Origin of the sequence: Nonomuraea sp. NPDC050783 (genome assembly GCF_040802095.1) — a bacterium.
Classification (GTDB): domain Bacteria; phylum Actinomycetota; class Actinomycetes; order Streptosporangiales; family Streptosporangiaceae; genus Nonomuraea.
The window spans coordinates 182,898-205,454 of the sequence record NZ_JBFAHK010000015.1; the positions used below are offsets into that span (position 1 = coordinate 182,898).

14 protein-coding genes are annotated in these 22,557 nt (G+C 76.5%); 2 read left to right on the forward strand and 12 right to left on the reverse strand.

What is annotated here, in order from left to right; genetic code table 11:
* From AB0H75_RS33645 to AB0H75_RS33655, 3 genes are all read right to left on the reverse strand, one after another.
* On the reverse strand, nucleotides 1-744 hold a 744-nt coding region (locus AB0H75_RS33645; RefSeq protein ID WP_367803467.1), incomplete at its 3' end, for a CHAP domain-containing protein.
* Between the two features lie 162 nt (nucleotides 745-906).
* The gene (locus AB0H75_RS33650) at nucleotides 907-1,566 is read right to left on the reverse strand and encodes a M15 family metallopeptidase (RefSeq protein ID WP_367803469.1); all 660 of its coding nucleotides are present in this window, start codon (nucleotides 1,564-1,566) and stop codon (nucleotides 907-909) included.
* Nucleotides 1,567-1,627: 61 nt separating this feature from the next.
* Nucleotides 1,628-4,777: a BTAD domain-containing putative transcriptional regulator gene (locus AB0H75_RS33655; RefSeq protein WP_367803471.1), complete on the reverse strand. Its 3,150-nt coding sequence runs from the start codon at nucleotides 4,775-4,777 to the stop codon at nucleotides 1,628-1,630.
* Nucleotides 4,778-4,935: 158 nt separating this feature from the next.
* On the opposite strand from AB0H75_RS33655, the gene AB0H75_RS33660 reads away from it, so the two are divergent.
* Both AB0H75_RS33660 and AB0H75_RS33665 read left to right on the forward strand, forming a co-directional pair.
* Complete coding sequence (locus AB0H75_RS33660; RefSeq protein WP_367803473.1) at nucleotides 4,936-5,145, forward strand: hypothetical protein; 210 nt, start codon at nucleotides 4,936-4,938, stop codon at nucleotides 5,143-5,145.
* Between the two features lie 79 nt (nucleotides 5,146-5,224).
* The gene (locus AB0H75_RS33665) at nucleotides 5,225-6,007 is read left to right on the forward strand and encodes a BTAD domain-containing putative transcriptional regulator (RefSeq protein WP_367803475.1); all 783 of its coding nucleotides are present in this window, start codon (nucleotides 5,225-5,227) and stop codon (nucleotides 6,005-6,007) included.
* An 80-nt stretch (nucleotides 6,008-6,087) separates the two neighbouring features.
* On the opposite strand, the gene AB0H75_RS33670 is transcribed toward AB0H75_RS33665, so the two are convergent.
* Genes AB0H75_RS33670 through AB0H75_RS33710 form a run of 9 tightly spaced genes read right to left on the reverse strand, consistent with a single transcriptional unit; the run spans nucleotide 6,088 to nucleotide 22,552 of the window.
* Nucleotides 6,088-7,701, reverse strand: coding sequence for a hypothetical protein (locus AB0H75_RS33670; protein WP_367803477.1), 1,614 nt, complete (start codon nucleotides 7,699-7,701; stop codon nucleotides 6,088-6,090).
* Entirely contained in the window at nucleotides 7,698-9,089 is a 1,392-nt protein-coding gene (locus AB0H75_RS33675; RefSeq protein ID WP_367803479.1) for a hypothetical protein, read from the reverse strand. Before AB0H75_RS33675 ends, AB0H75_RS33670 begins: the two co-directional genes overlap by 4 nt.
* Nucleotides 9,086-11,188, reverse strand: coding sequence for an AAA family ATPase (locus tag AB0H75_RS33680; protein ID WP_367803481.1), 2,103 nt, complete (start codon nucleotides 11,186-11,188; stop codon nucleotides 9,086-9,088). The genes AB0H75_RS33675 and AB0H75_RS33680 overlap by 4 nt, the downstream gene beginning before the upstream one ends.
* On the reverse strand, nucleotides 11,181-12,911 hold the full coding sequence (locus AB0H75_RS33685; protein ID WP_367803483.1) for a hypothetical protein: 1,731 nt from the start codon (nucleotides 12,909-12,911) through the stop codon (nucleotides 11,181-11,183). The genes AB0H75_RS33680 and AB0H75_RS33685 overlap by 8 nt, the downstream gene beginning before the upstream one ends.
* Nucleotides 12,911-14,986, reverse strand: a complete 2,076-nt coding sequence (locus AB0H75_RS33690) for a phage tail protein (RefSeq protein ID WP_367803485.1) — start codon at nucleotides 14,984-14,986, stop codon at nucleotides 12,911-12,913. The genes AB0H75_RS33685 and AB0H75_RS33690 overlap by 1 nt, the downstream gene beginning before the upstream one ends.
* Nucleotides 14,986-17,124: a putative baseplate assembly protein gene (locus AB0H75_RS33695; RefSeq protein WP_367803487.1), complete on the reverse strand. Its 2,139-nt coding sequence runs from the start codon at nucleotides 17,122-17,124 to the stop codon at nucleotides 14,986-14,988. Before AB0H75_RS33695 ends, AB0H75_RS33690 begins: the two co-directional genes overlap by 1 nt.
* Before the next feature lie 10 nt (nucleotides 17,125-17,134).
* Nucleotides 17,135-17,521 carry a GPW/gp25 family protein gene (locus tag AB0H75_RS33700; protein ID WP_367803489.1) on the reverse strand — a complete coding sequence of 129 codons (387 nt, stop codon included), beginning with the start codon at nucleotides 17,519-17,521 and terminating at the stop codon, nucleotides 17,135-17,137.
* Nucleotides 17,522-17,567: 46 nt separating this feature from the next.
* The gene (locus tag AB0H75_RS33705; RefSeq protein WP_367803491.1) at nucleotides 17,568-20,978 is read right to left on the reverse strand and encodes a hypothetical protein; all 3,411 of its coding nucleotides are present in this window, start codon (nucleotides 20,976-20,978) and stop codon (nucleotides 17,568-17,570) included.
* On the reverse strand, nucleotides 20,975-22,552 hold the full coding sequence (locus AB0H75_RS33710; RefSeq protein WP_367803493.1) for a hypothetical protein: 1,578 nt from the start codon (nucleotides 22,550-22,552) through the stop codon (nucleotides 20,975-20,977). The genes AB0H75_RS33705 and AB0H75_RS33710 overlap by 4 nt, the downstream gene beginning before the upstream one ends.
* Nucleotides 22,553-22,557: the final 5 nt, after the last annotated feature.

A 22,557-nucleotide genomic window follows, 5' to 3' on the forward strand; every position in this document is an offset into this window, starting at 1 on the left:
CGAGAACGCGGCCACGTCGGTCAGCCCGTCGCCGTTGAAGTCGGCGCGCACGTCGCTGTCGCCGCTCCCCTCGTCGCCCGAGGTGCCGGGCGTCCCGGAGCCGACGCCGACCGGCGCGGAGTAGCCGACGATGTCGGCGTCCGAGCGCGAGTAGCTGTTCTCCTTGATGCGGTTACCGCTGTTGCCCTCGATGGTGTAGACGGTGGTGTCGGTCGCGGACTTCACGATGCCGACGTGGTCGATCTCGCCGTTCTGCGTCCAGTCGAAGACGACCGCGTCGCCGGGCTGCGGCTTGTAGCCGCTGGAGCGGGCCTGCCAGGTGCCGTGCTTGGTGCCGTAGTCCTTGAAGGAGCTGGCCCAGCCGGTGAGGACGCCGCCGCTGGTCTCGGGGACGTCGGCGTCGCTCACCCCGGCGTTCTTCCACACGTACTTGGCGAAGTCGGCGCACCAGTCGCTGTTGCGCCACTGCACGCCGTCGGTGGCGGGGCAGCCGCCCGCGGGCTTCCAGGACCGGAAGTACCCGGTGTAGTAGTTGCAGCCGCTGCCCGCCGGCTGCTCCTGGTTGCGGCTGGCGTTGCCGAGCTGGCTCTGCGCGACCGCGACGATGTCCGCGCGGGTCGCGGCGGCGGCGGGCGCGCTGGTCGCGGCGGCCAGCGCCGTGGCCAGGAGCACCGTGGCGGCGGCTGCCGCGCCGAGGCGGGCAAGGCTGCGGGGCGCCGGTGCCGGGGAGATCCTGTCGTTCATGGCGAGTCCCTTTCTCCAGGTATGTCGGTCTCTGGGGAAGAGAATTCGCCGCCGCGCTTCAACTGCTCTAGAAATGCGCTCCAGGGCCTTCTATAGGCGTTCGAGAAGACGGAAGGCCCCGGACGGCGTGCGCCGTCCGGGGCCCGGGGGATGGGAAGGACGTCAGCGGGAGGACCAGTCGACCAGGCCGTGCAGCGCGGCGGGGGCGCCTGTCATCAGGGCCCAGTAGCGGTCGCCGTACGACCAGTGCCACCACTCGGTCGGATAGTTGACGAACCCGGCGGCGGTCAGCGCGTCGCCGAGGAGCCGACGGTTGCCGCGGGCCTCGGCGGAGACGTCGGCGGAGTCCGTGTAGCAGGCGTCGTCGGTCTCCTCGGGGTCGGCGTTGACGGGCGTGCCCATGTCCAGCTCCTGCCCGTCCTCGGTGCACAGTGTGAGGTCGATCGCGGCGCCGCACACGTGCGGGCCGATCGGGGGCGGCGACAGCGAGCGGCTGGTCTGGACGTGCACCCGCTCCTCCGGCCAGTCGGGGTGCGCGGCCCGCAGCCGGTCGGCGTGCGCGTGGTAATAGTGCTCCTGGAGCGCGAGCGGGCGGAACGCCTCCACGACGAGCAGTCGCAGCCCGTCGGGGAGCAGGCTCTGGGCGTGGCGGAGCCGTTCGACGTGCCCGCTGCGCACGTGCGCGTACGCGCCCTCGTCGTCGGCCAACCGCGGGTCCAGCCTGACGCTGGGGACCTCGCGCAGGTCCACCAGGGGTTCGCCGCTCTCCTCGACGGGCACCGCGCTGACGCGCGCGTCCGCCATGAGGATGATGTCCGGCATGGGGGCCTCCTGACCATGGAAGAACGGTGGTTCTCGCATGATCGGCAGTGGCGCTCCAATTTCACTCCAAATGCTCACCAGGCGGACCGCCCAGCTCGGCGTACTCCCTCGTGCCGAAGCGGGCGAAGACGGCGAGCGCCTCCCCGCGCAGGCGGGCCGCGCCGGCGTGGTCGCCCTCCAGCTCGTGGACGGCGGCCAGGTCGCGCAGCGTGCGGGCCCTGAACAGCGGCAGCCCGAGCCGGTTCCAGAGCGCGACCGACCTGTCGAGGTGCTCGCGGGCCGCGGCGGCGCACCCGGCGGCGAGGTGGTGCTCGCCGAACGTGCGCTCGATCAGCGCCACGCCGAACCGGTCGCCGTGCCGCTCGCACACCGTCATGGCGGCGCGCAGTTCGTCCAGGAAGGAGCCGGGGTCGCCGCACCGGATGCCCGCCTTGGCAAGGGCTTGCACCGCGTACGCCGCCATCAGCGGGTCGCCCGCCTCGCGCAGCCGGTCGAGGGCCTGCGCGCTCAGCTCCCGCGCCCGCTCCGCCTCGCCGAGCGCCCGGTGCACCAGCCCGAGGGAGCGCAGCACCAGCCCTTCGCCGCGCTTGCTGCCCATGCGGCGGAAGACGGCCAGCGCGTCGTCGAGCGCGGCCTTGGCCTGCTCGAACTCCCCCCGTTCGAGCAGGACGGCGCCGGTCAGGCGGCCGACGTGCGCGATGCCGGAGTCGTAGCCGAGCGACCTGAAGATCCGGCTCGCCTCTTGCAGGTGCGTCAGCGCCTCGGGCAGCTCGCCCCGCTCCCGGCAGGCGGTGCCGATGCCGGCCAGCGCGACCGCCTGGCCGTAGGTGTCGCCGGAGGCCGCGAGCAGCGGCAGCGCCTGGGTGAAGAGCTCCTGCCCTTCGGTGTAGCGGTCCTGGCGGGAGCGGAGCTGGCCGAGCCCGAGCAGCACGATCGCCTCGGCGTGCGCGTCGCCGGCCCGCCGCGCGGCCCGCAGCGCCGCCTCATGGGTACGCCGCCACTCCTCGAACCTGGCGTCCACCGAGAACGCCGAGGCGGACAGCGCCGCCGCGAGGTCACAGACCACCTCGTGCAGCCCCATCGCGGCGGCCCGCTCCACCGCGGTGACGATCGCCGGCCCCTCCGTGCCGAACCACGTGTGGAGGTCGGCCGGCGGCTGTGCCCCGACGGGCCTGACCTGGGGCCGGTCGAGGCGCAACGCGAGCGTGCCCGGCGGGCGGGCGGCGGTGGCGTTCTCGATGAGCCACAACCAGCCGCGCAGGACGCGGACGACCGCCGCGGCCCGCTCCCCGGGCGGCTCCTCGGCCTCGGCGCGCTCGGCCGCGAACACCCGCAGCAGGTCGTGTACCCGGTAGCGGCTCCGGGCGGCGTCGGCCTCCGCGACGTGGTCGAGGAGCTGGGCGTCGACCAGCCGCTCGACCGCCTCCTCGCCGTCGGCGTCGGGGGCGTCGAGGAGCGCGGCGACCATCCAGGCCGTCACGTCTGGAGTGCCGAGCATGCCCAGCAGGCGGAAGGCCCGCTTGGCGACCTCGTCCAGCCCGCGGTAGCTGAGCGCGACGCTGGTACGTACCTCCAGGTCGCCGGCGGTCAGCTCGTCGAGGCGGCGGCGCTCGTCGGCCAGGCGGTCGGCGAGCCGGGCGAGCGGCCAGTGCGGGCGGGCCGCCAGCCGCGCGCCGGCCGTGCGCAGGGCCAGCGGCAGCCGGCCGCACAGCGCCACGATGCGTTCGGCCGCTTCCGGCTCGCCGCCGACCCGGTCCGCGCCGGCGATGCGGGTGAGCAGGTCGAGCGCGGTGGGCGTGTCGAAGATGTCGAGGTCGGTGAGGTGCACGCCGTCCAGCCCGACGAGCCTGCGCCTGGCGGTGACCAGCACCGCGCACGACGGGCTGCCCGGCAGCAGCGGCCGGACCTGCCCCTCGTCGGCCGCGTCGTCCAGCACCACGAGGATCCGCCGGCCGCTGAGCAGGCTGCGGTAGAGGTCGGCGCACTCGGCCAGGCTCTCCGGCACGGCCGCGGGCGGGACGCCGAGCCCGCGCAGGAACCGGGTGAGCACCTCCAGCGGCGAGGCGGGCGAGTCGCTCACGCCGCGCAGCGCCGCGTAGAGCTGCCCGTCGGGGAAGGCGTGAGCGACCGCGTACGCCAGCTTGACGGCGAGCGTGGACTTGCCGACGCCGCCCTTGCCGGAGATGACGCAGACCGGCATCGTGTCGCGGTCGTCGGTGAGCGTGCCCGCCAGCGCCACGAGCTGCTTGTCGCGGCCGGTGAAGTCGGCGATGCCGCGCGGGAGCTGCGCGGGCACCGACTGCGGCGGCGCCGGCGCGGGGCCGGTGGCGAGGGCGGAGTCGGTGGCGGGGGCTGGGCCGGCGGCGGGGGCTGGGCCGGCGGCGGGGGCTGGGCCGGTGGCGGGGGCTGGGCCGGCGGCGGGGGCTGGGCCGGCGGCAGGAGCGGGGGAAGAGGCAGCGGGTGCGGGCCGGGACAGGGACGGGTCGGCGCGGAGCATCGCCTCGTACAGCTCGCGCAGCTCCGGGGCCGGGTCCACGCCCAGCTCCTCGGCCAGCGCCTGCCGCCCCTCGTGGAACACCGCCAGCGCGTCGGCCTGCCGGCCCAGCCGGTACAGGGCGCGCATGAGCTGGCCGCGTAATCGTTCTCTGGCGGGGTGGGCGCGGACCAGCTCGGCGAGGTCGCCCACGCGCTCGCCCTCCCTGCCCAGCGCCAGCTCGGCCTCGATCCACTCCTCGACGGCCGCGAGCCTCGCCTCCTCCAGCCGCTCCGCCTCGCCGGGCAGCAGGTGGGCCACGCCGCCGAGGGCGCTGCCGCGCCACAGGTCCAGCGCCGCGCGGAACCCCTTCGCCGCGTCCTCCCACCGGCCCTGCCCGGCCTGCCGCCGGCCGTCCGTGACCAGGCGGTGGAAGGACTCGACGTCGAGCCGGCCGGGCTCGATCCTGGCCGCGTAGCCGGGCGGGCGGGTCTCGATCACCGGATCGCCGGCGGCGGCGAGGGCGCGGCGCAGGCCGTACACGTAGGTCTGGACCAGCGCGTGCGCGCTCCTCGGCGGCTCCTCCCCCCACAGCACGTCCACCAGGCGGTCGGTGGAGACCACTCGCCCGGCCTGCAAGAGCAGGACGACGAGGAGCGCACGGGGCTTCGGCCCGCCCAGCGGGACGGGGCGGTCGGCCGAGACCGCCTCGACGGGACCGAGCAGGCGAAACTCCACGGAACTCCCTCGCGCGCGCCGACGGCAGGGATCACCATTGTGCCCGCCCGGCCCGGCGCGCTCCAGCCGCGGCGCGTGCCGTACGGGCCGGGGACCGGGCGCGGCGGCGGCCGCGAGCGCCGACGGTCCGGTGACACCTGGGTGGCAGCCTGGCACGCATGCACTCCAAACCGAACCGGACCGGCATCTGTTTGATACGGGCGGAAGCTCATACGAACGGCGTCATCATCACCATTCGCCTCACGCACGACATCAGCCAGACGTCGGCCGAGCGAGTGGTCACCGTTTCAGGGGTGGAGGAAGCCCTGGACACCGTCCACGCCTTTCTGACTGCCTTTACGGACAGTGGCCGAGCCGAAACGGAATGACGTAGTGTGACGACCTGGTGACGGTCTTCCCGTTACCGTCGCCGGGATCGGCGTGTGCTCCACGGGAAGGGTGGCTGTGATGTTCCCGGACATCGTGCAAAGTCTGGTCCGTCGGCACACCAGGGTGGAGCAGCCGATCCTCCATTTGTTCAGCGGCCCTTACGTGTCCCTCGGCACGCGCAGGATCGACGTCCCCGAAGGCAGCAAGCGGCTCCTCGTGTTCGTCGCGCTGCGTCACGGGCCCGTGGAGCGCCGCCATGCCGCCGGTGCCCTGTGGCCCGTCGGCGACGACAGCCGGGCGGCCGGCAACCTGCGTTCGGCGCTGTGGCGGCTCGGCAAGGCCGGGGTCAACCTGCTGGCCGTCGACCAGCACTCGCTGGCGCTGCACCCGGACGTCCTGGTCGATCTCGACCTGGTGACGGCATGGGCTGGGCGGGTGATCGGCGGCCGGGCCCACGCCGACGACCTGAGCATGCCGCTGCGCGACGTCAGCGACCTCGACCTGCTGCCCGGCTGGTACGACGACTGGGCGCTGATGGAGCGCGAGCGCATCAGGCAGCGGCTGCTGCACGCCCTGGAGGCCCAGTGCCGTGGCCTGACCAGGGCGGGGCGCCACGGCGACGCGGTCGACGTGGCGATGGTGGCGGTGCTCGCCGATCCGCTGCGGGAGAGCGCCCAGCGGGTGCTGATGGAGGCGCACCTCAGCGAGGGCAACTGGAACGAGGCCCGCCACAGTTTCGAGCGCTATGCCCGCACACTCAGCCGCGAGCTGGGCGCGTGGCCGTCCAGCGAGCTCGCCGCGCTGCTGCGGCGGCCCGTCCGGGGCTTGGGCGACGAGCGCGCGATGCCCGTCGCCGGTTGAGCCCCGCCAGTTGAGCCCCGCCAGTTGAGCCCCGGCGGTCAAGCCCCGGTCAGCCGAGCCCCCGGTCAGTCGAGCCCCGATCAGCTGAGCCCCGTCGGCTTGACCAGCACGATCACATCGTGGTCCAGCTCGTTCCACACGCGGGTGCGGTACTCGGGCACGGTCGCCGCGGAAGCGCCGCCGAACGGATGGAGCAGCATCACGGCGCGGCCCGCGACGAGCGGCAGCCGCCCGGCGCTCGGCGTCAGCGCGACGGCGGTCATCCCGCCGGCCGGGCTGCGCCAGCTCTCGATCTCCTCCTGGCCCTCGGGCAGCGCCCAGCCGCCGGGCGGATAGGTGACCTCGCGCAGGGTGGCCGACGGCGTCGGCGGCAGCTCCGGCGCGGCGAGGAAGGTCGACACGAACTCGGACACGTCGTCCACCGTGCACAGGTAGACGTCCACGACGTCGGAGTGCGAGCAGGACGGCTCGCCGGACGTGCACTCGGCCCACCGGCGGAAACCGACCCAGCTCGGCTCCGACTCGCCGGCGTGCGGGACGAGGATCTCGACGACCGCCCCGGCGCCCGACAAGGCGATCCGGTCCCGGTGCCGGGCCTCCTCCACGGCCTCCGGCACCGCGTCGGCCGGGCAGCGGCGGAAGCGCAGCGTCGCCGAATCGCCGAACAAGCGCGTCACCTGCTGCTCGACGGACCCCCGGCACGGCACGACGGGCAGGAACCCGGCCGGTGGCAGCTCGGCGATGCCGAGGTCGCGCAGTTGGGTCGCCTGCACGGCCTGCAGGGCGTCCATCGCCTCGTTCACGTCCCGCAGGCTCGCGGAGCGGCCCCTCCTCAGCCGGCTCCGCGCCGTCCTGAGCCGGCCGAGGACGTACTCGTCGGTGGCGTCACGCGGCGCCGCGTGATCCAGGGCGTCCGCCAGCATGTCCTCGAACTGCAGGAGCTGCGCCAGGAACACGCTCCACGGGCGCAGGCCGAGCCGGCTCTCCCAGCCGCGCCGCGCGGGCGGGTCCACGCGCTCGCGGCGCACCGTCCAGGTGTCCAGCACCCAGCCCTTGGACGTCCACAGCAGCAACGCCAGCGCGACCTCGGCCGGGCGCGGCTCGGCGGGCGGGTCGGCCCAGTCGCGGGCGGTCAGGGGCGTGGCGTCGGCGCCGATCCAGGGGTGGGCCTCCTGGCGTTCCCGCTCGAACCAGGCGTCGGCCACCTGCGAGCGGCGGGTCAGGTCGGCGGTGTCGACGGAGCCCACCGACACCGGGCGCACCTCGACGCGCGCCGACTCCGACACGTAGGCGTGCTGGGGTGCCGGTGCGGCGGACGGGTCGCCGCACAGCTCGCCGTAGACCTCCTCCTGGCCGAACGGCACCTCGGCGTAGGTGGCCACGACGAGGCGCAGGTCGCCGGGGCCCGGGCTCAGCCCCGACAGGTCCACCGTCGCGGTCGTCTCCAGCAGCAGGGGACGTCCGTCGCCGTTCACCGCCAGCCCCGGATCGACCGTGATCGCGGCTCTGCCGGGGTCGAGGCGCACCCGGTACCCGCTCACCACCCCGTGCCCGCCCGCCCGGCCCAGCGCCGTGGACAGGGAGGCCGCGTACCCCTGGATGCGGTCGAGGTGCGTGGAGCGCAGCAGCATGCCGTCGATCGGGTGCAGCCTGGCGAGGCTGCCCCGTTCCGGCCGCGAGCCGGGGTCGGTCATCGGGTGTCCTCCTGTTCGTAGCGGGGCGCGACGGTGGTCAGCACCGCGTCGTCGCCCTCCGGCACGCCGCCGGGCGGTCCTGTGGTGAGCCCCGCGAGCGGTGCTCCGTCCTCGCCGAGGACGCAGACGATGCCCCGGCCGCGCACGACCAGCCGTACGGGCGAGCCGGGCGGCGGCGGGTCGAGCAGCACGGTGATCGCCTGCCGGACGGGGTCGTAGCCGGTGCCGGCGATCTCCAGGTCGCGCCAGCCGTCCTCGTCCAGGCAGGCGGCGGCGAGCGTGCGCCGGCCGACGGAACGCGCCAGCAGCGGCCTGGTCACGGTGAAGACGACGGCCGGCCCCGACTCCCGCCAGCGCAGGGACCCGGGATCGACACGCGGCCCACCACCACCCGGCCCGCCATTACCCGGCCCGCCATCGTCCGACCCACCGTCACCCGAACCACCGCCCGGCCCACCGCCGTCCGACCCGCCGTCACCCGGCGCACCGTCGCCTGACCTGCCGTCGCCCGGCCCGCCCTTGCCCGGCCCACCCTTGCCCGGCTCGCCGTGCGATTCACCGGGCGGGTTCCCGTGGAGGGCGCCGGGCGGGGTACCGGGCCGAGTGCCGAACGGGATGGCGGGTGGCGTGCCGGGCCGGGTCGTCAGCAGGGACTGGATCAGCGCGGTCGGCAGCAGTACCTGCCGGGCGGCCTGATCGATCCCCGTGACGGCCTCGACCCCGCCGCCCTCCCCCAGGCGCAGCTCCAGCCGCGCGAGCACGACGGGCGCGGGCCCGTCGCCGGGGAACGACCCGCGGCCCGCGCCCAGCTCGACGCTGTCCTGGGCGGCGGCCCGGGCGAACGACTCCGGCGTCACCTCGCCCGCGCGGAACAGCTCGGCGAGCCGCGGATAACCGGCCGCCGGCCGCGGCGGCTCGTCCAGCAGGAGGAAGCTCACGCCCTCCGTGGTCCTGGAGAACTCGCGGTTCTGCCGGCTGACGTCGCACGGGTCCGCGAGCGCCGGCACCGGGTGCGACGGGCACGGCAGGTACGCCGCCGCCAGCCAGGCGCTCGCCGCGCGCCGCCCGCCGCCGGGGAACGTCAGCCGCCGGGCGAGTTCGCGCACGTCGAGGCAGGTCTCGTCCGGGTGGTGCAGCTCCCTGCCCCACCCGTCGAGGGCGAGGCCGCGCCCCACCAGCACCGTGTGGGGGTCGCGCCCGCTGACCGCGAACCCGCGCACGGTGCCGCTGCCGTGCAGCCAGGCGGCGTGCAGCATGTGCTTGCCGCGCGGGTACCCGGTCAGGACGGCGAAGTCGCTCACCCCGAGCAACATGCCGTAGCTGACCCGCAGCGCGAGGAACGGGTCGGCGGGCGGCTCGGCCAGAGCCGGGGTGGTCGGCGTCGTCATGGCTGCTCCTCTCGGTGGCCGGCGATTCCGGCGGGGACTCCGGGGAAGGGCCGGCCGGCCTTGGCGTACTCGCGGGCCAGCGCCTTGGCCAGGTGGGCGGGGCTGACGGCGGTGCCGTCCTGGGCGGCGAGGAAGGCCGCCGCGACGGCCGCGTTGCGGATCCACGCGCCGGGCACCGGGTAGACGGTCGCCAGCAGGTCGAGGCCGCCGCCGGCGATGAGCCGTTCGGGCAGGTGCAGGCGCCACAGCTCGCGGCGGCGGGCCTCGTCGGGCAGCGGGAACTCCACCACGAAGTCCATCCGCCGCAGGAACGCCGGGTCGATGTTGGCGCGCAGGTTGCTGGTGAGCACGGCCATGCCGTCGAAGCGGTCCATGCGCTGCAGCAGGTAGGCGGTCTCCAGGTTGGCCCAGCGGTCGTGCGCGCCGGAGATCGCGGTACGGGCGGCGAACAGCGCGTCCGCCTCGTCGAGCAGCAGCACCGCCTGGACGCGCTCGGCCGCCTCGAAGATCGCCGCGAGGTTCTTCTCCGTCTCGCCCAGCCACTTCGACACCACCTGGGACACGTCCACGACCATCAGGTCGGTGCCCGCGGCTGTGGCGATCACCTCGGCGGCCAGCGACTTGCCGGTGCCCGGCGGGCCGGTGAGCAGGAGCCGGACGCCGTGTGCCGCCCGGGCCCGCTCGCGCAGCCCCCACTCGTCGAGCACCAGCGCGGCGTGCTCGAGCCGGGCGACCGCGTCGCGCAGTTGCGCGGCCGGCTCCGCGGGCAGCACCAGCCGCTCCCAGCCGGCGGCCGGGCTGAGCAGCCGGACACCGGCGGGCAGCTCGGCGCCCGCCCTGCACCGGATGGTCTCGGTGGCCTCCCGCGGGCCGGCGGCCACGCCCGACAGTCGGGACAGGCTGTGCACGTCGGCGGCCACGGCGGCGGTCAGCGCGGGATCGAGGGGGTGGCGGGCGGCCAGCACGGCGTCCTGGCCGGGCGGGCCGGGCAGGGCCGCGCGCCACGCCGCGCGCCGGTCCGCTGCGGGCACCGGTCCCGACGGGACGCCGAGCAGGGGACGCGGCCCCACCGGCCGCAGCGCCCCCGGCGGCCCCCAGACGAGCACCGGCCCGGGGACGCCGGACAGCTCCAGCCGGACGGTCTCGCCCTGCACGGCCTCGGCGACCAGCAGGGGGACCGCGCCGCGCGCGGCGGCGTGCGCCACGAGCATGGCGAGAGCGGCCTGGTCGTCGGCGGCGGCCCTGGCCCCGACGAGGCGGCGGCCGGCGCCGCTCGCGAGGGCGGCGCACCGGCTGAGCGCGATCGTCTCGTCGTCGGCGGACACGAGCAGCGTCCGGGCCTCGGGACGGCGCAGCGCGCGGACGGCGTGCCGCACCTGGGGCAGGGCGAGCCAGCCGTCGAGCCCGGGCGGCACGGCGCCGGCGTCGATCCTGCGCAGTTGCCGCGGCCAGGCGTCGTGCCCGGCCAGCGCGTCCCACAGCCGGTCGGCGACGGCCAGGCCGCGCTCGTGGAAGGTGGGGCCGTCGGTGAGCCGCAGCAGCCCGTGCCGCACGGCCGGTCCCTCGGCGAGCAGCCGCCGCAGCCCCGCCCGGTCGCCGGTCAGCAGCGCGGCCAGGCCCACGGTGGGGACGGGTTCCGAGCACGGGTTCATCGTCCTGAACGTGTCGGCCAGCCCTTCGTGCTCCTCGGGCAGCCCGGCGAGCAGCAACAGGTCGACCTCCACGGGGTCGAGCCCGAAGACCGTCGCCAGCACCGTCAACGGGTCCGGCCGCGCGCGCCCGGCCGGGCCGTCAGACGCAGCCGGACCATCAGACGCGGCGGGGCCCTCGGACGCAACCAGACCATCAGACGCGGCGGGGCCCTCGGACGCAGCCAGACCGTCAGACGCGGCAGGACCGTCAGACGCGGCGGGGCCGTCGGGCGCGGCCGGGCCGTCGGGCGCGGCGGCGACCACCGAGGCCGCCCATCGGTGCAGGAAGGCCGCGGCGGCGTGCCCGGACGAGCCCGGTGAGCAGGAGGCGGACAGCAGCGCGGCGACACGCTGCGCCTGCCCCGCCGCCCGGGCGGACAGGGCCAGGCTCACCCGCAGATCAGCCATAGACGAACCTCACCACCGCGCCCAGCCAGGGCACCCAGCCGGGATCGAGGTCGAGACCGGCCCGCCGCACGTCGACGTCCACCTCCGACAGGTCCAGCCGCGCCTCGATCCAGCCCGGCGCGTAGTGGATCACGCCGCCGCGCCGGGCGAGCGCATTCACCACCGCCCGCGCCTCTCCGTGCGCTCCGCCCTCGCCGTGCACCATGCCCTCGCCGTACGCCACCTCCTCGCCGTACGCCACGCCCTCGCCGTACGCCACGCCCTCGCCGTACGCCACGTCCTCGCCGTGCACCTCACCCTCGCCGTACGCCATGCCGAGGGCGGCGGCGGTCACCGTCGCCCAGTGGCCGGCCAGGACGTCGAGGCGCTGCCGCTCGGGCGGGGTGGCGGCGGGGCCGAGGTGCCAGGGGGCGGCACGGGCCGGGTCGCACCCCGCGAGGGCGGCCACGGCCGGGTCGGTGGCGGCGGCGGCCGGGACCAGCCGGAGCGCGAGGCCCTGCAACGCCCACGGCAGCGGACGGGTGGCGAGCACCGGGTCGGCGAGCACCGCCTCGGGGAGGCCGGCCGCGCGTGCCGTGGCGAGCAGGAACAGCAGGCCGGCCCAGCGGGTGCGGTGGCCGGAGCCGGCCGGGTCGTCCGCGGCGGGCGGGCCGGGCTCCAGCGGTTCCCCGGCCACCCGCCCGCGCGGCGGGCAGGCACCGGATGAGGGCGGCGTCCGTCCGGGGACGGGAGCCGGGCGGGACTGCGGCGAGCCCCCGGCGAGCAGGGCGGCCGCCGCCGCGACGACCGCCCGCACCGCGCGCCCGGACACCGCGCCCCCGGACACCGGACCCCCGGAGCCGGTGGCGAGGGACGGGTCGGCGGCCAGCACGGCCAGGAGCGCCCACACGTCCAGGGTCGGCGCCGACGGCCGCAGCCCCGACCGGCGGATCGGCTCGGTCAGCGGGGACAGGGCGAGCAGGCGTTCGGCCAGCGCGCGCACCCCGGCCTCGTCCGCGGGGGCCGCGGGAGGCACGGCCGGGGCGGGCGGCGGAGCGTGACCACCCGCCGGGGCCGGCGAGGACCCATCGGGCGGCGGGGCCTGCCCGTCACCGGCGCCGGGCCGGGAGACCGGGCCCGCGGGATGTGCCGGGCCGGGCTCGCCGGGCGGCGCGAACCCGCCCGCGGGCACCGGAAGCAGCCGGGCCACGGCCTGCCAGCCGGCGTCGCCCAGCAACCGGTGCAGGGCGGGCAGCCCGGCGTCGAGGACGGCGGCGGTCAGCACGGCCGGCACCGCGGCCCGGTGCCGGCTCAGGGCCGCGAGCACGGCCGCCGCCGGCTCCGCCTCCGGCCGGGGGTCGCCGGCACGCAGCGCCCCGGCCTGCCGCCACGCCCACCCGCGCGACACCTGCCCGGTGGCCGCCCCGCGCACCAGGTCGGCCAGCGCGGCGCCGAGGTGGGCGTAGCGGACGACGCCGGCGCCCGCGGCGAGCGCCTGCGGCAGGGAGCGGGCCAGCGCCGCCGCCCACTCCTCCGCGAGACCGGGCTCGGTGCGGTCGAGGTCGAGCGGGACGCGTACGTCGACGCGCCGCACGCACCAGATGCCGTCCGGCAGCGTGATCTCGCGCAACGCGCGCTCCAGCCGCTCGGCGGCCAGGTCGGACAGCAGGCGTCCCACGAGGACGCCGTCCTGCGGGGTGCCGTGCGTCGTCACGCTGAGCCGGCGGATGGTCACGTCGGTCATCACGGCGCCTCGCCGGGCCGTCGCAGCGCCTTCGGGGAGGCCACGCCGAGGACGGCGTCCGCGCCCAGCGGGACCCGGCCCAGTACGACCGGCCGCCAGCCGGCGGCCGGGCCGACGACGGAGGTCAGGCCGGCGTGCAGCCGGCGCCCGACCCGCATGCCGGGGCCGGTCTCGCAGATGTCGTAGCTGGTGTGCGCGGGTTTGTGCAGATCGAGGATGGAGCGGAGCACGTCCGCCTGCTCGGGGGTGAGAGCGACGGGCACGAGGACGCTGAACCGGTGCGCGGCGGCGTCGCGGCCGGGCGGGGCGCCGACGCGCATGCGGCCGACGACCGCGTCCGCGCCGGTGGCGCCCTCGGGCGACCGGCCGAGCAGCCCGCCGGGGACGCCCCGGGTGCGCCACCGCTCCACGAGCACCGGCTCCCAGCCGAGGTAGATGCCGAGCAGCTCGCGCAGCGAGGCGAGTGTGCCCCTGCCGCGGAAGAGCCGGTACGCGTTGCCGACCAGGGCACGCCGGGCCGGCTCCGGCCAGCGGCGGTCGAGGGCGAGCCCGGCGAACCCGGCCAGCCACTCCAGCGTCTCGCGCGGCGTGGTCTCCGGGTCGAGCAGGACGTCGCGGCGGGCGGCGCGCTCGTCGAGCTCGTGCAGCAGCCCCTCGGGCGGGGTCAGCCACCGGTGCAGGAAGTCGGCGTCGCCCTCGTCGCGCGACCAGGATCGGGGCAGCTTGCGAAGCAGCTCGTGGCCGGGACGCTCCACCCGTACGGCGCGGATCCTCGGCGTCGCCGCCGCGGTGCCGGTCAGGTCGAGGGCGAGCCACAGGTAGCGGCCGGGAGGCGCGCCGACCGGCAGCTCGTAGGTCTCGAACCGGTCGTCGCGGGCGGCCGGCGCCCCCAGGGTCTCGCGGCCGGTGGGCCGCCTGAACGGGGCCGGGGAGGGCACGGCGGTGTCGAGGGCGAGGGCGGACGGCAGGGGCGGGGTGAGGTCGGGGCGGCGGATCACCCGGCCGTTGCGGTCGGCGGGAGTCCAGCGCAACGCGTCGGGCGGCGGGTCGTCGTCGTCGCCGGTGACGAAGCGCAGCCGTACGGCGGTGCCGCGCGGCAGGCACGCGTCGAGGAACGCGCGGCCCCAGCGGGTGCGGTAGACGCCGCTGTCGAGGCGGTACGTCACCGTCCGCCCCGACGTGCGGTAAGGGCCGGCGACGCCGCCGGTGGCGGCCACGCCCGAGGCCGTCGTGAAGCCGGTCACCCGGCCCGCGCCCGCCGTGCCGCGGCCGTGGGCCCGGTCGCCCGGATGGTTGGCGATCGCGCCGCCGTCGTAGCCGGCCGCGCTCACCGGCTCCAGCTCCAGCCAGGCGCCGTCGTGCCGCTCGAAGCGCAGGAAGGAGCGGCCCGGCTCGCGGGCGACGACCAGGGTGCCGCCCGGCGTCATGGTCAGGTCGGTCGCGCCCGGGGCCGCGACGGCCACCTCGCCCGACGGGGTCGCCAGCACGGCGTGCTCGTCGTGCGGGGAGACCCACAGGACCAGCGGCGGGCCGTCCGCGCCGACCGCCAGCCGGTACGGCCGCAGCGGGCCGTGGCAGCGCGGCGGGACCAGCTCCAGGCCCGGCCGGGGGTCGCGGCAGCCCCGCAGGAGCACGATGCCGCCGGCGGTGAGGGCGTACACGAGGTCGTCGTGGACGGCGAGATCGACGGCGTTCACCGGCAGGTCGGTCAGCCGTTCGGCGGCGTCCAGCGAGGTCACGGCGACCGCGTGGCGGGTGGCGACGTAGAGGGAGCGCGCGTCGTCGATCGCCAGCGCCCGGGGCTCGTCGTACGGCCCGCCCGGCGCCGGGACCGGCTCGCCGCCGCCCGGCCGGTGGACCTCGACGCGCCCGCCGCCGGTCCGCGACCGGTAGGCGAACCCCTGCCGGTCGAACGCCAGCCCGCCCGGCTCGCCCCGCAGGCCGGGGACCGGCGCGGGGTCGTCGTGCCAGGTGAGCTGGACGCCGCCGGTGGGCACCAGAGCCACGCCCTGGTGCGCGCAGCGCGCCCACTGGTCGGGGTCGGCCAGCAGGCTCAGGCCGCGGTCGCCGTCCATCAGCACACCTCCCGCGGCAGCGGCAGGTACGCGACCGGCCCCGAGGGGGGCGGCTCGGGGTGCGCGGCCCCGGGTTCGAGGGGCGGCCCGGCCACCACGGTGACCTCGGCGAGCCTGGGCACCTGCCAGGCGGCGGGGGTGATGAGGTCGCGGCGCACCCAGGCGCCGCCCACCCGCTCGGCCAGCAGCACCCCCTCCAGGTAGTCGACGCCCTCCACCTGCACGGCCACGGCCTCCAGCTCGGCCCGCCGGATCACCCGGCCGAGCGGCCAGCCGCCGCCCTCCGGCCCGAACGGCGGGACCGGGGCGAGGAACTGGCGCAGGATGAGCTCCACCCAGCGCCGCACGGCGTCGACCGGATGGCCGTCGCGCACGGCGACGCCGGCCGAGACCGCGACGGGCACGTAGTCGGGCGGCAGCACGTACAGCTCGGTGGTGATCAGCCTGCGCGCGTCGAGCTCGTGGGCGACCTGGCGCAGCAGCCCGCGGTCGGGCACCGGCGCGCCCGGGTCGCGCGGGTCGTGCCGGGGGAAGACGACGACGCTGACGGCCCCGGGCGTGGGCACGGCGGGCGTGGCCGGGTGGAACAGCGGCAGCGCCTCGGCCCTGGCGACCTCGGGCAGGCGGGCGGCCAGGTCGCGGAAGTCGGCCGCGGTGACGGCGCGGTCTCTGCGGTGCACCTCGGCCGGGATGCGGTCGAGCGCGGCGTCGAGCCGCTCGGCGTCCTCGCCGCCCGTCGCGGGCAGCGGGTTGACCACCCGGGGGCCGCCGCCGGTCAGCGTGGTGACGGCGCCGGCCGGGACGTTGCCCGCCGCCCCGCCGCCGTAGCGGTAGGAGCGCACCCGGACGCGCTCGCCGATCTGCGGGACGCGGCCCTGCCGCCCACCCGGGCCGAACCGCACCAGGCCGTCGGCCCGGTCGACGACGAAGTGGCGGTCGCCGTCGCGGGTGCGGGTGAAGTCGTCTGCCTCCTGCCAGCGCTCCCAGCCGCCCGCCTCCTCGACCTCCAGCTCCACGGTGCCCGGCCGCACGTTCTGCTGGGTGAGCCGGTAGGTCTGCCCGGCCTCGCCCGTGCCGGTGCCGAGCAGCTCGGCCTGCGCGGCGGTGCGTTCCTGCACGGCCTCGACGGCGTTGACGCCCGTCCAGCGCACGCGTCCCAGCCCTTCGGCGGCGCCGGGCGGCCGGGTGACGCGCAGCCAGGCGGCGACCCTGGCGGCCTGCTCCGGGTCTTCGAGGCGGGGCGGGTCGGTGCGCGCGGTGCCGGGCTCGGCCGGCGGCGGCGGCAGCTCCCTGGGCAGCGTCAGGGCGACCACGCCGCCCTGACGGAGGCCGCCGGTGCCGTCCCTGACGACCTCCAGCGGCAGGAACGGGCCGGCCGGGCCGCCGCGCCAGAGCTGCCAGCGCACGCCCGGCCCCGGCTGCCCGAGGCCGGCCGAGTGGTAGCGGCCCGCCTGCCCCGGAGCGGTGAACGGGGCCGTGACGCTCTCCTCCGGCTCGACGCCGAGGAAGACCGTGCGCCCGCGCAGCTCGGCGAGGTCGGTGGCGGGCGTGGTCAGCAGCGCGATCCACAGCGCCCGGTCGAGGGTGGTGTCGAGGTCGAGGGAGGCGGCGCCGGGGGCGAGCGGGTCGGCGGGCAGGACCACGGGCTCGTAGAAGGCGACCTGCGCCCGGTCGCCGAGCCTGCGGGCCGCCTCCTCGCGGCGGGCGTGCTCGTAGGCGTCGCACGGATCGGGCTCCGGCGCCCGGACCTTGCCCACGCCGAGGCACTCCAGGGGCCAGGCGTACAGCTCGTCGCGCGTCTCGAAGGCGATCGAGCCCGCGCGCAGCTCCCGCCCGGGCAGCACCTGGACGCCGCGCGCCGCCCGCGTCTCGGCGGTCACCAGGACGCGCGCCGCCGCGGCCGGCCTGACCGGCACGTCCAGCAGCCGCAGGAACGCCACCTTCGTCGCGTCCGGGATCTGGTTGAACCGGTACAGCAGCGACTCGCCGAGGAACGCCAGCAGCTCCAGCAGCACGACGCCGGGGTCGCTCTCGTTGACGTCCGTCCACTCCGGCGTGTGGACGGGGATGCGCCGGATCAGCTCCTCGCGCAGCCGGTCGTAGGTGCGGTCGTCGAGTATCGGCCCGATCAAGGTCATCGTCCGGCCCTCACCGCAGGTAGAACGGGTAGACCAGGTTGTCCTCGCGCCGGTCCGCGAGCCGTCTGTACGCGATGTCGATCCACACCAGCGAAGCCTCCTCCCCCGCCGTCACCGACACGTTCGTGGTCTCGATGCGCGGCTCCCAGCGGCGCAGGGCGCCTTCGATGTCGCGGCGCATGGCGGCCCGGGTCGCGACCGAGTTGGGCTCCATCAGGTAGCGGCGCAGGCCGCAGCCGAAGCCCGGCAGCATGACGCGCTCGCCGGGCTCGGTGTCGAGGATGGCCTCGATCGACTGGCGGATGAGCTCTTCGCCGCCGGCGTACTCGAACCCGCCACGGACGCCCGGCCGCCACGGGAACCGCGGCCCTCTGCCTGTCCACGCCTCCAACGTCATGCGGACACCATCGCCCGGCATCCGTCACCGGCTCGTCGCCGGCGCTTCACGGCTGCTGGGGCTTGAGCTCGTCCGGCCTCGGGGGCCGGACCGGATAGGGCTTCTTGCGGTGGACGCCGGTCTCCAGGTAGTCCCAGGACACCTCGATGAGGCTCGGGAAGTCGGCGAGCCTGGGGTGGTCACCGGGGACGGGCTGGTGGTAGGTGACCTTCGCCTCGAACATGATCGGCTCCTTCGGCGCCCGCTCCCTCAGGTGCTCCTCGTGCCCCCGGTTCATCGCGTTGTTGACCGAGACCGGCGCCGGCACCATGTTCCACTTCTCGCCGGGACCGCCGAGCTTGCCGTTGAGGAGGTGGGCCTGCACCCAGTTGCCCTTCTTGTTCTTCAGCTGGTCCCAGCCGACGGGGGCCGTCCGGGGCGGCTGGTAGGCGGTGAGCTGCAGCGGGTAGGCCAGGACCCATCCGGCCTTCTCGCCGTCGGGTGAGCGCTCGATCTCCATGCCGGGGCCGTGTTTCCTGACGACGTTCTGCTGGCCGCTGGGCAGGATGGCGGGCACGGTCTTGTCGCTCTTGTCGTTGCGGGCGCGCAGGGGCCGGTAGAGGACCATCCAGGTGCCGTCCCGCTGGATCAGGCGCCTGAACCAGCCCTCCGCCGAGCCGCCGACCACGACGCGCATGCCGGGATGCAGACTGTGCAGGTCCTGCGGACGCTGGGCCGCGCTCTGCTGGGCCGCGCTCTGCTGGGCCGCGGCGGGTCCGGTCGCGGGGGCGGGGTCGGGGGCCGCTTTCGCCACCGCGGGATGGTCCTTGGTCGAGGGGTTCATCTCGGCGTGGATGTGCCAGTACTCGCCCGCCCGTTCCGCGTGGAGCCGCTTGAAGCCGTGCTTGCGGCGGATGGACTTCAGGGCCGCGTCGATGTCGAGCGCCGTGAGCGGGCTCCGGTGGGAGCGCTGGACGAGCTCGCCGACCGCGCGCATGCCCGCCACCCAGCGTTGCTGGACGTCCGGACGGGGCACGTCGCCGTCGGTCTTCTCCTGCCGGCCCCTGGCGGGCCCGCGACCCTGGGGCCCGCCGGACGCCGCGGCACCGCCGGGCCGGTCCGGGGTGCCCGGCCGGGCGGGCGCCTTGGAGTCCTTGCGCGGCGGCCCGCCACGGACGGCGGGGGTTGCGGCGGCGGGGGTGCCGGCCGGGCGCGGGCCGGCCGGGCCGTTCGCGCCAGGGCCGGGCGAACGAGACCCGGGTGAAGGAGCGCCGGACGAACGAGACCCGGGTGGGCGCCGGCCGGGAGCCGGGGGCCGGGCGGCCGGGGCTCCGGAGGCTGCGGTCCCGGAGGCTGCGGTCCCGGGAGCCGCGGTTCCGGAGGTCGCGGGCCCGGGGGCCGCCGCTCCGGGGGCACGGGGCGGGCCCTCCTGCCAGGTGCCCCTGATCTCCTGCTCGCCCTTGGACCTGGCGGGCACGTGATCGTCGAGCAGGTCCGTCATGAACCGGTCGGGGTTGAACTCGACCGGGGAGAAGGTGACGTCGGGCAGCTTCCCGGAGCCGACGGCGTAGTCGAGGTCCGCGCCGATGCCGAACTGGCCGGGCAGCGGGTACTCGAGCTGCGCCAGCGGCCACGTCCAGCGCTTGTCGGGGGCGGGCGACCACCAGGGGCTGTCGAGCTCGACGAACAGGTCGCCGCCCAGACCCAGGAAGGGCTGCGCGGCCAGCTCCAGATGGCCTTTCAGGAAGAACTCGCCCTTCCTGCCCGCCGCGGGGTCGCCCACCTCGCGGTAGCCGATGGTCGGCGTGGCCTCCACGTAGCCGCGCACGCCCGCCAGCGCGCTCAGGCCGACGCCCGCCTTGATGTCGTGGTCGAGGATCTCGACGCCCGCCCCGCCCTCGCCGCGCAGCCGCAGCCCGGCGAAGGCCGAGATGGTGAGGGTGCCCGTGATGCTGAAGTCCTTGCCCACCTCGGGGTCGGTGGAGTACTGGCCGAGGACGCGGATGTCGCTCAGCGTGCCCGGCCCCAGCTTGGCCAGTGCCTCCAGCCGCACGCCGACGAAGACGAACACGTTGCCGACCAGCGGCACGCCGTACATGGCCCGGGCTTCGAGCGGGGGCAGCGACCGGACGAGGTCGCGCTGCGGGAACAGCTCGACGGTCTTCTGGGGGGTGATCTCGCCGACGACGGTGACGTCGGGCTTGTCGTCCACGACGACCTTGGCCTTGCCGGTCAGCCACTCGGTGAAGCGGAAGTCCAGCTCGCCCCAGCCCGCGAGGACGCGCGGCCCGGGTTTCGGCCTGGCCGCCGGGGCCTGCTCGCCCGGCGCGGCCCCGGAGCCGGCAGAACCGGCGGCGGCACCGGTGGCGGCACCGGTGGCGGCGGGCTCGCCGAGGCCGAGTCGCTCGCGGGCGAGCCCCCGCGCCGTCTCCGCGTCGGTGGCGACCATGGTGAGCTCGCCGCTGAGCTTCTCGGTGGTGTACCGGACGGTGCCGGTCACGTCCACGGCGCCGCCCGCGAACGCGGCGAGCATCTCACCGGCGAACCTGGGCAGCGACACCGTGACCCGGGCCGACCCGGCCAGCACGCCGTCGGGCCCGCGCCGGATCGGCAGCTCGATCGCGCCGATGCCGCGTACCGTGCCCCTGGCAGCGGCCTCGAAGGTGACCTGCTCGCCGACGAAGCCGAAGCGGCCGGACCCGTCGAGGAACCCTCCCACGCTGAAGGTGAGCTCGGGCACCTCGAACGTCAGCACGCCGCCTTCCAGCTTGTTGACCGGCCGCGGCAGCCGGAGGCGGTCGAGCCCGAACCAGCCGAGGGCGGCGCTGTGCTCGCCGATGGCCTCGCGCAGCGCGTCGACGCGCGGCAGGGCCTCGCCGCCCGGGTGCACCGAGGCGTACCCGCCGACCGCGCCGTCGCTGATCCGGACGGCGAGTACGGGGTCGAGCCCGGCCGTCCGCAGCGGCTCCAGCACGGGGACGGTGAGGTCGAGCGGCTGGTGGGACGGGCCCGACGAGTAGCCGCCCGGGGTCTTGCGTACGTGCAGGCGGCCACGGGCGAGGGTGCCCAGTCGCACCTTGATCAGCCCGCCCTTGTCCCCCTGGCCGTCGAGGTAGGCGGCCACGGGCTCCGGCGGCTCGAAGGTGCCCGACCCGGCGAGATCGACCTCCTCGGTGGGGGCGGCCTGTTCAGCGGGGACGGCCTGTTCAGCGGGGGCGGCCTGCGCCGGTTCGCCGGGGAGGGTGCGGGCGAGCTCGCGCGCCAGGCCGCCCGGCGCGGCCTGCGGCGCCGCGTTGCCGCGGGCGGCACGGGCGGCCTGTGAGGCCCTCGCCAGGGCGGCGGGTGCCGGGGAGGACTTCGGGGTGGCCGCTTCCGGAGGCGACTTCGAGGTGGCGGCTTCCGGAGGCGACGTCCGGGCGGCCGGTGCCGGTTTCGCCGGGGCCCGGCGCGGGCGCGGGGTCGCGTGCTCGGGCGTCACGATGTCTCCCCCGTCCGGCAGATCGGGTCGGGCGGCTTGTCCAGCGGGGGCGGCGAGATGAGGGGCGGCGCGGTGTCGCGGTGCAGGGAGGTGACCAGCTCCTGCGAGCGCCCGCTGTCGCCCGTCACGTCGGGCAGCGCGGCGACCACCAGGTCGGTGGCGCCTTCCCCGCCGAGCACCTCGTCCATCGCGTCGCGCGTGCCGCCGGACGTGCTCGCGATCGTGCCGCCGGCCTTGAGGTGCCCCATGACCGTGGTCAGCGCGTCCGACGCCGACGGCCAGCAGAACCGCAGGAGGAGCAGCCACCACAGGCCGAAGACGAACGTCACGACGGGCAGGAACACGCTGAAGACGAAGAACGCCACGATCGACAGCAGCTCGATGGCGTAGGTGCAGTGCTGGACGCCCTCGCCGGTCTGGACGCCGGTGTCGGGCAGGGTCTTGCCCTTGCGGAAGGACAGCCGCGACCGGGGTGGCTGCACGAACTCGACGCCGCCCGGTCCGTACGGCCGGCCGGCCTGGGCGGCGGTGGCGCGGAAGTCGGGGGTGGTGATGGAGACCCTCCGGTTCCTGGTGCCCTGCGGGTCGTAGAAGGCGGCCAGCCGGTGGGGGTCGGTGGCCTCGCTCCAGCGGTACAGGGGCGGGCAGGGGGCGGGGCGCGGGATCCGGACGAAGCAGCGCAGCAGGTAGAGCGACTGGTCGTCGAGTTTGGGCGCCCCCGTCCCGTCCAGGTCGGCCGACAGCGTGGGCACCACGCCGAACCACAACGACCTGGCCCGGCCGGCCGCGCAGCCCTCCTCCGACGGCGGCAGCCGCCACATCCGGTGTTCCTGCTCGCCGGGCAGCAGCGCCCGCGGGTCGGCGACGGGCGTCCAGGCGCCGCGCCCGCCGGCGGCCGTGACCCACGCCTGCTCCGCCGTGGTCAGATCCGCCCGGTCGAGCAGCCGCCGCTCGTCGGGCGACAGGTCGCGCCGGCGGGCCCGCCAGGCGAGCTGATCGAGGTCGGCGTCCTCGGCGGCGAACGACCCAGCGAGCCGACCCGGACCGGCGTCCCCGGCGGCGGACGGCCCGGCGAGCCGACCCAGACCGGCGTCCCCGTTGGCGGACGGCCCGGCGGGCCGGTTCCGGCCGGCGCCGCCGGGGCGGGGGCGACCGGCGAGGGCGCGAGCCAGGCGGCGCAGGGCACGTGCGTCGCCGACGGTCGTGCTGAGGCGGCGTACCACGAAGCCGACCTCGACGCCGGGCGGCCCGGCCCCCGGCAGCGGCAGGCCCGGCCGGTCGCAGAACAGCTCGACGACCAGGGCGTAGAAGCGGTCGTGGCTGGGCTGGTAGAGCTTGCGCGTGCCGGTGCCCTCCATACGGTGACCGGTGCCGGACGACCTCAGCGCGGGCACCGGCACGCTGAACTCGTCGGCCTCGCCCATCGCGAGCGAGTCGCGCGGGTCGCGGGTCAGGCGCTCGACGAAGCCCGGGGTGTCGTACATCTGGACGAGCGGCACGCCGGAGTCCGGGCCGAGCGGGTCACGGCGCCGGCGTGCCAGCTCGTACCAGGGGGTGCGCAGGACGTAGGTCATGGCCG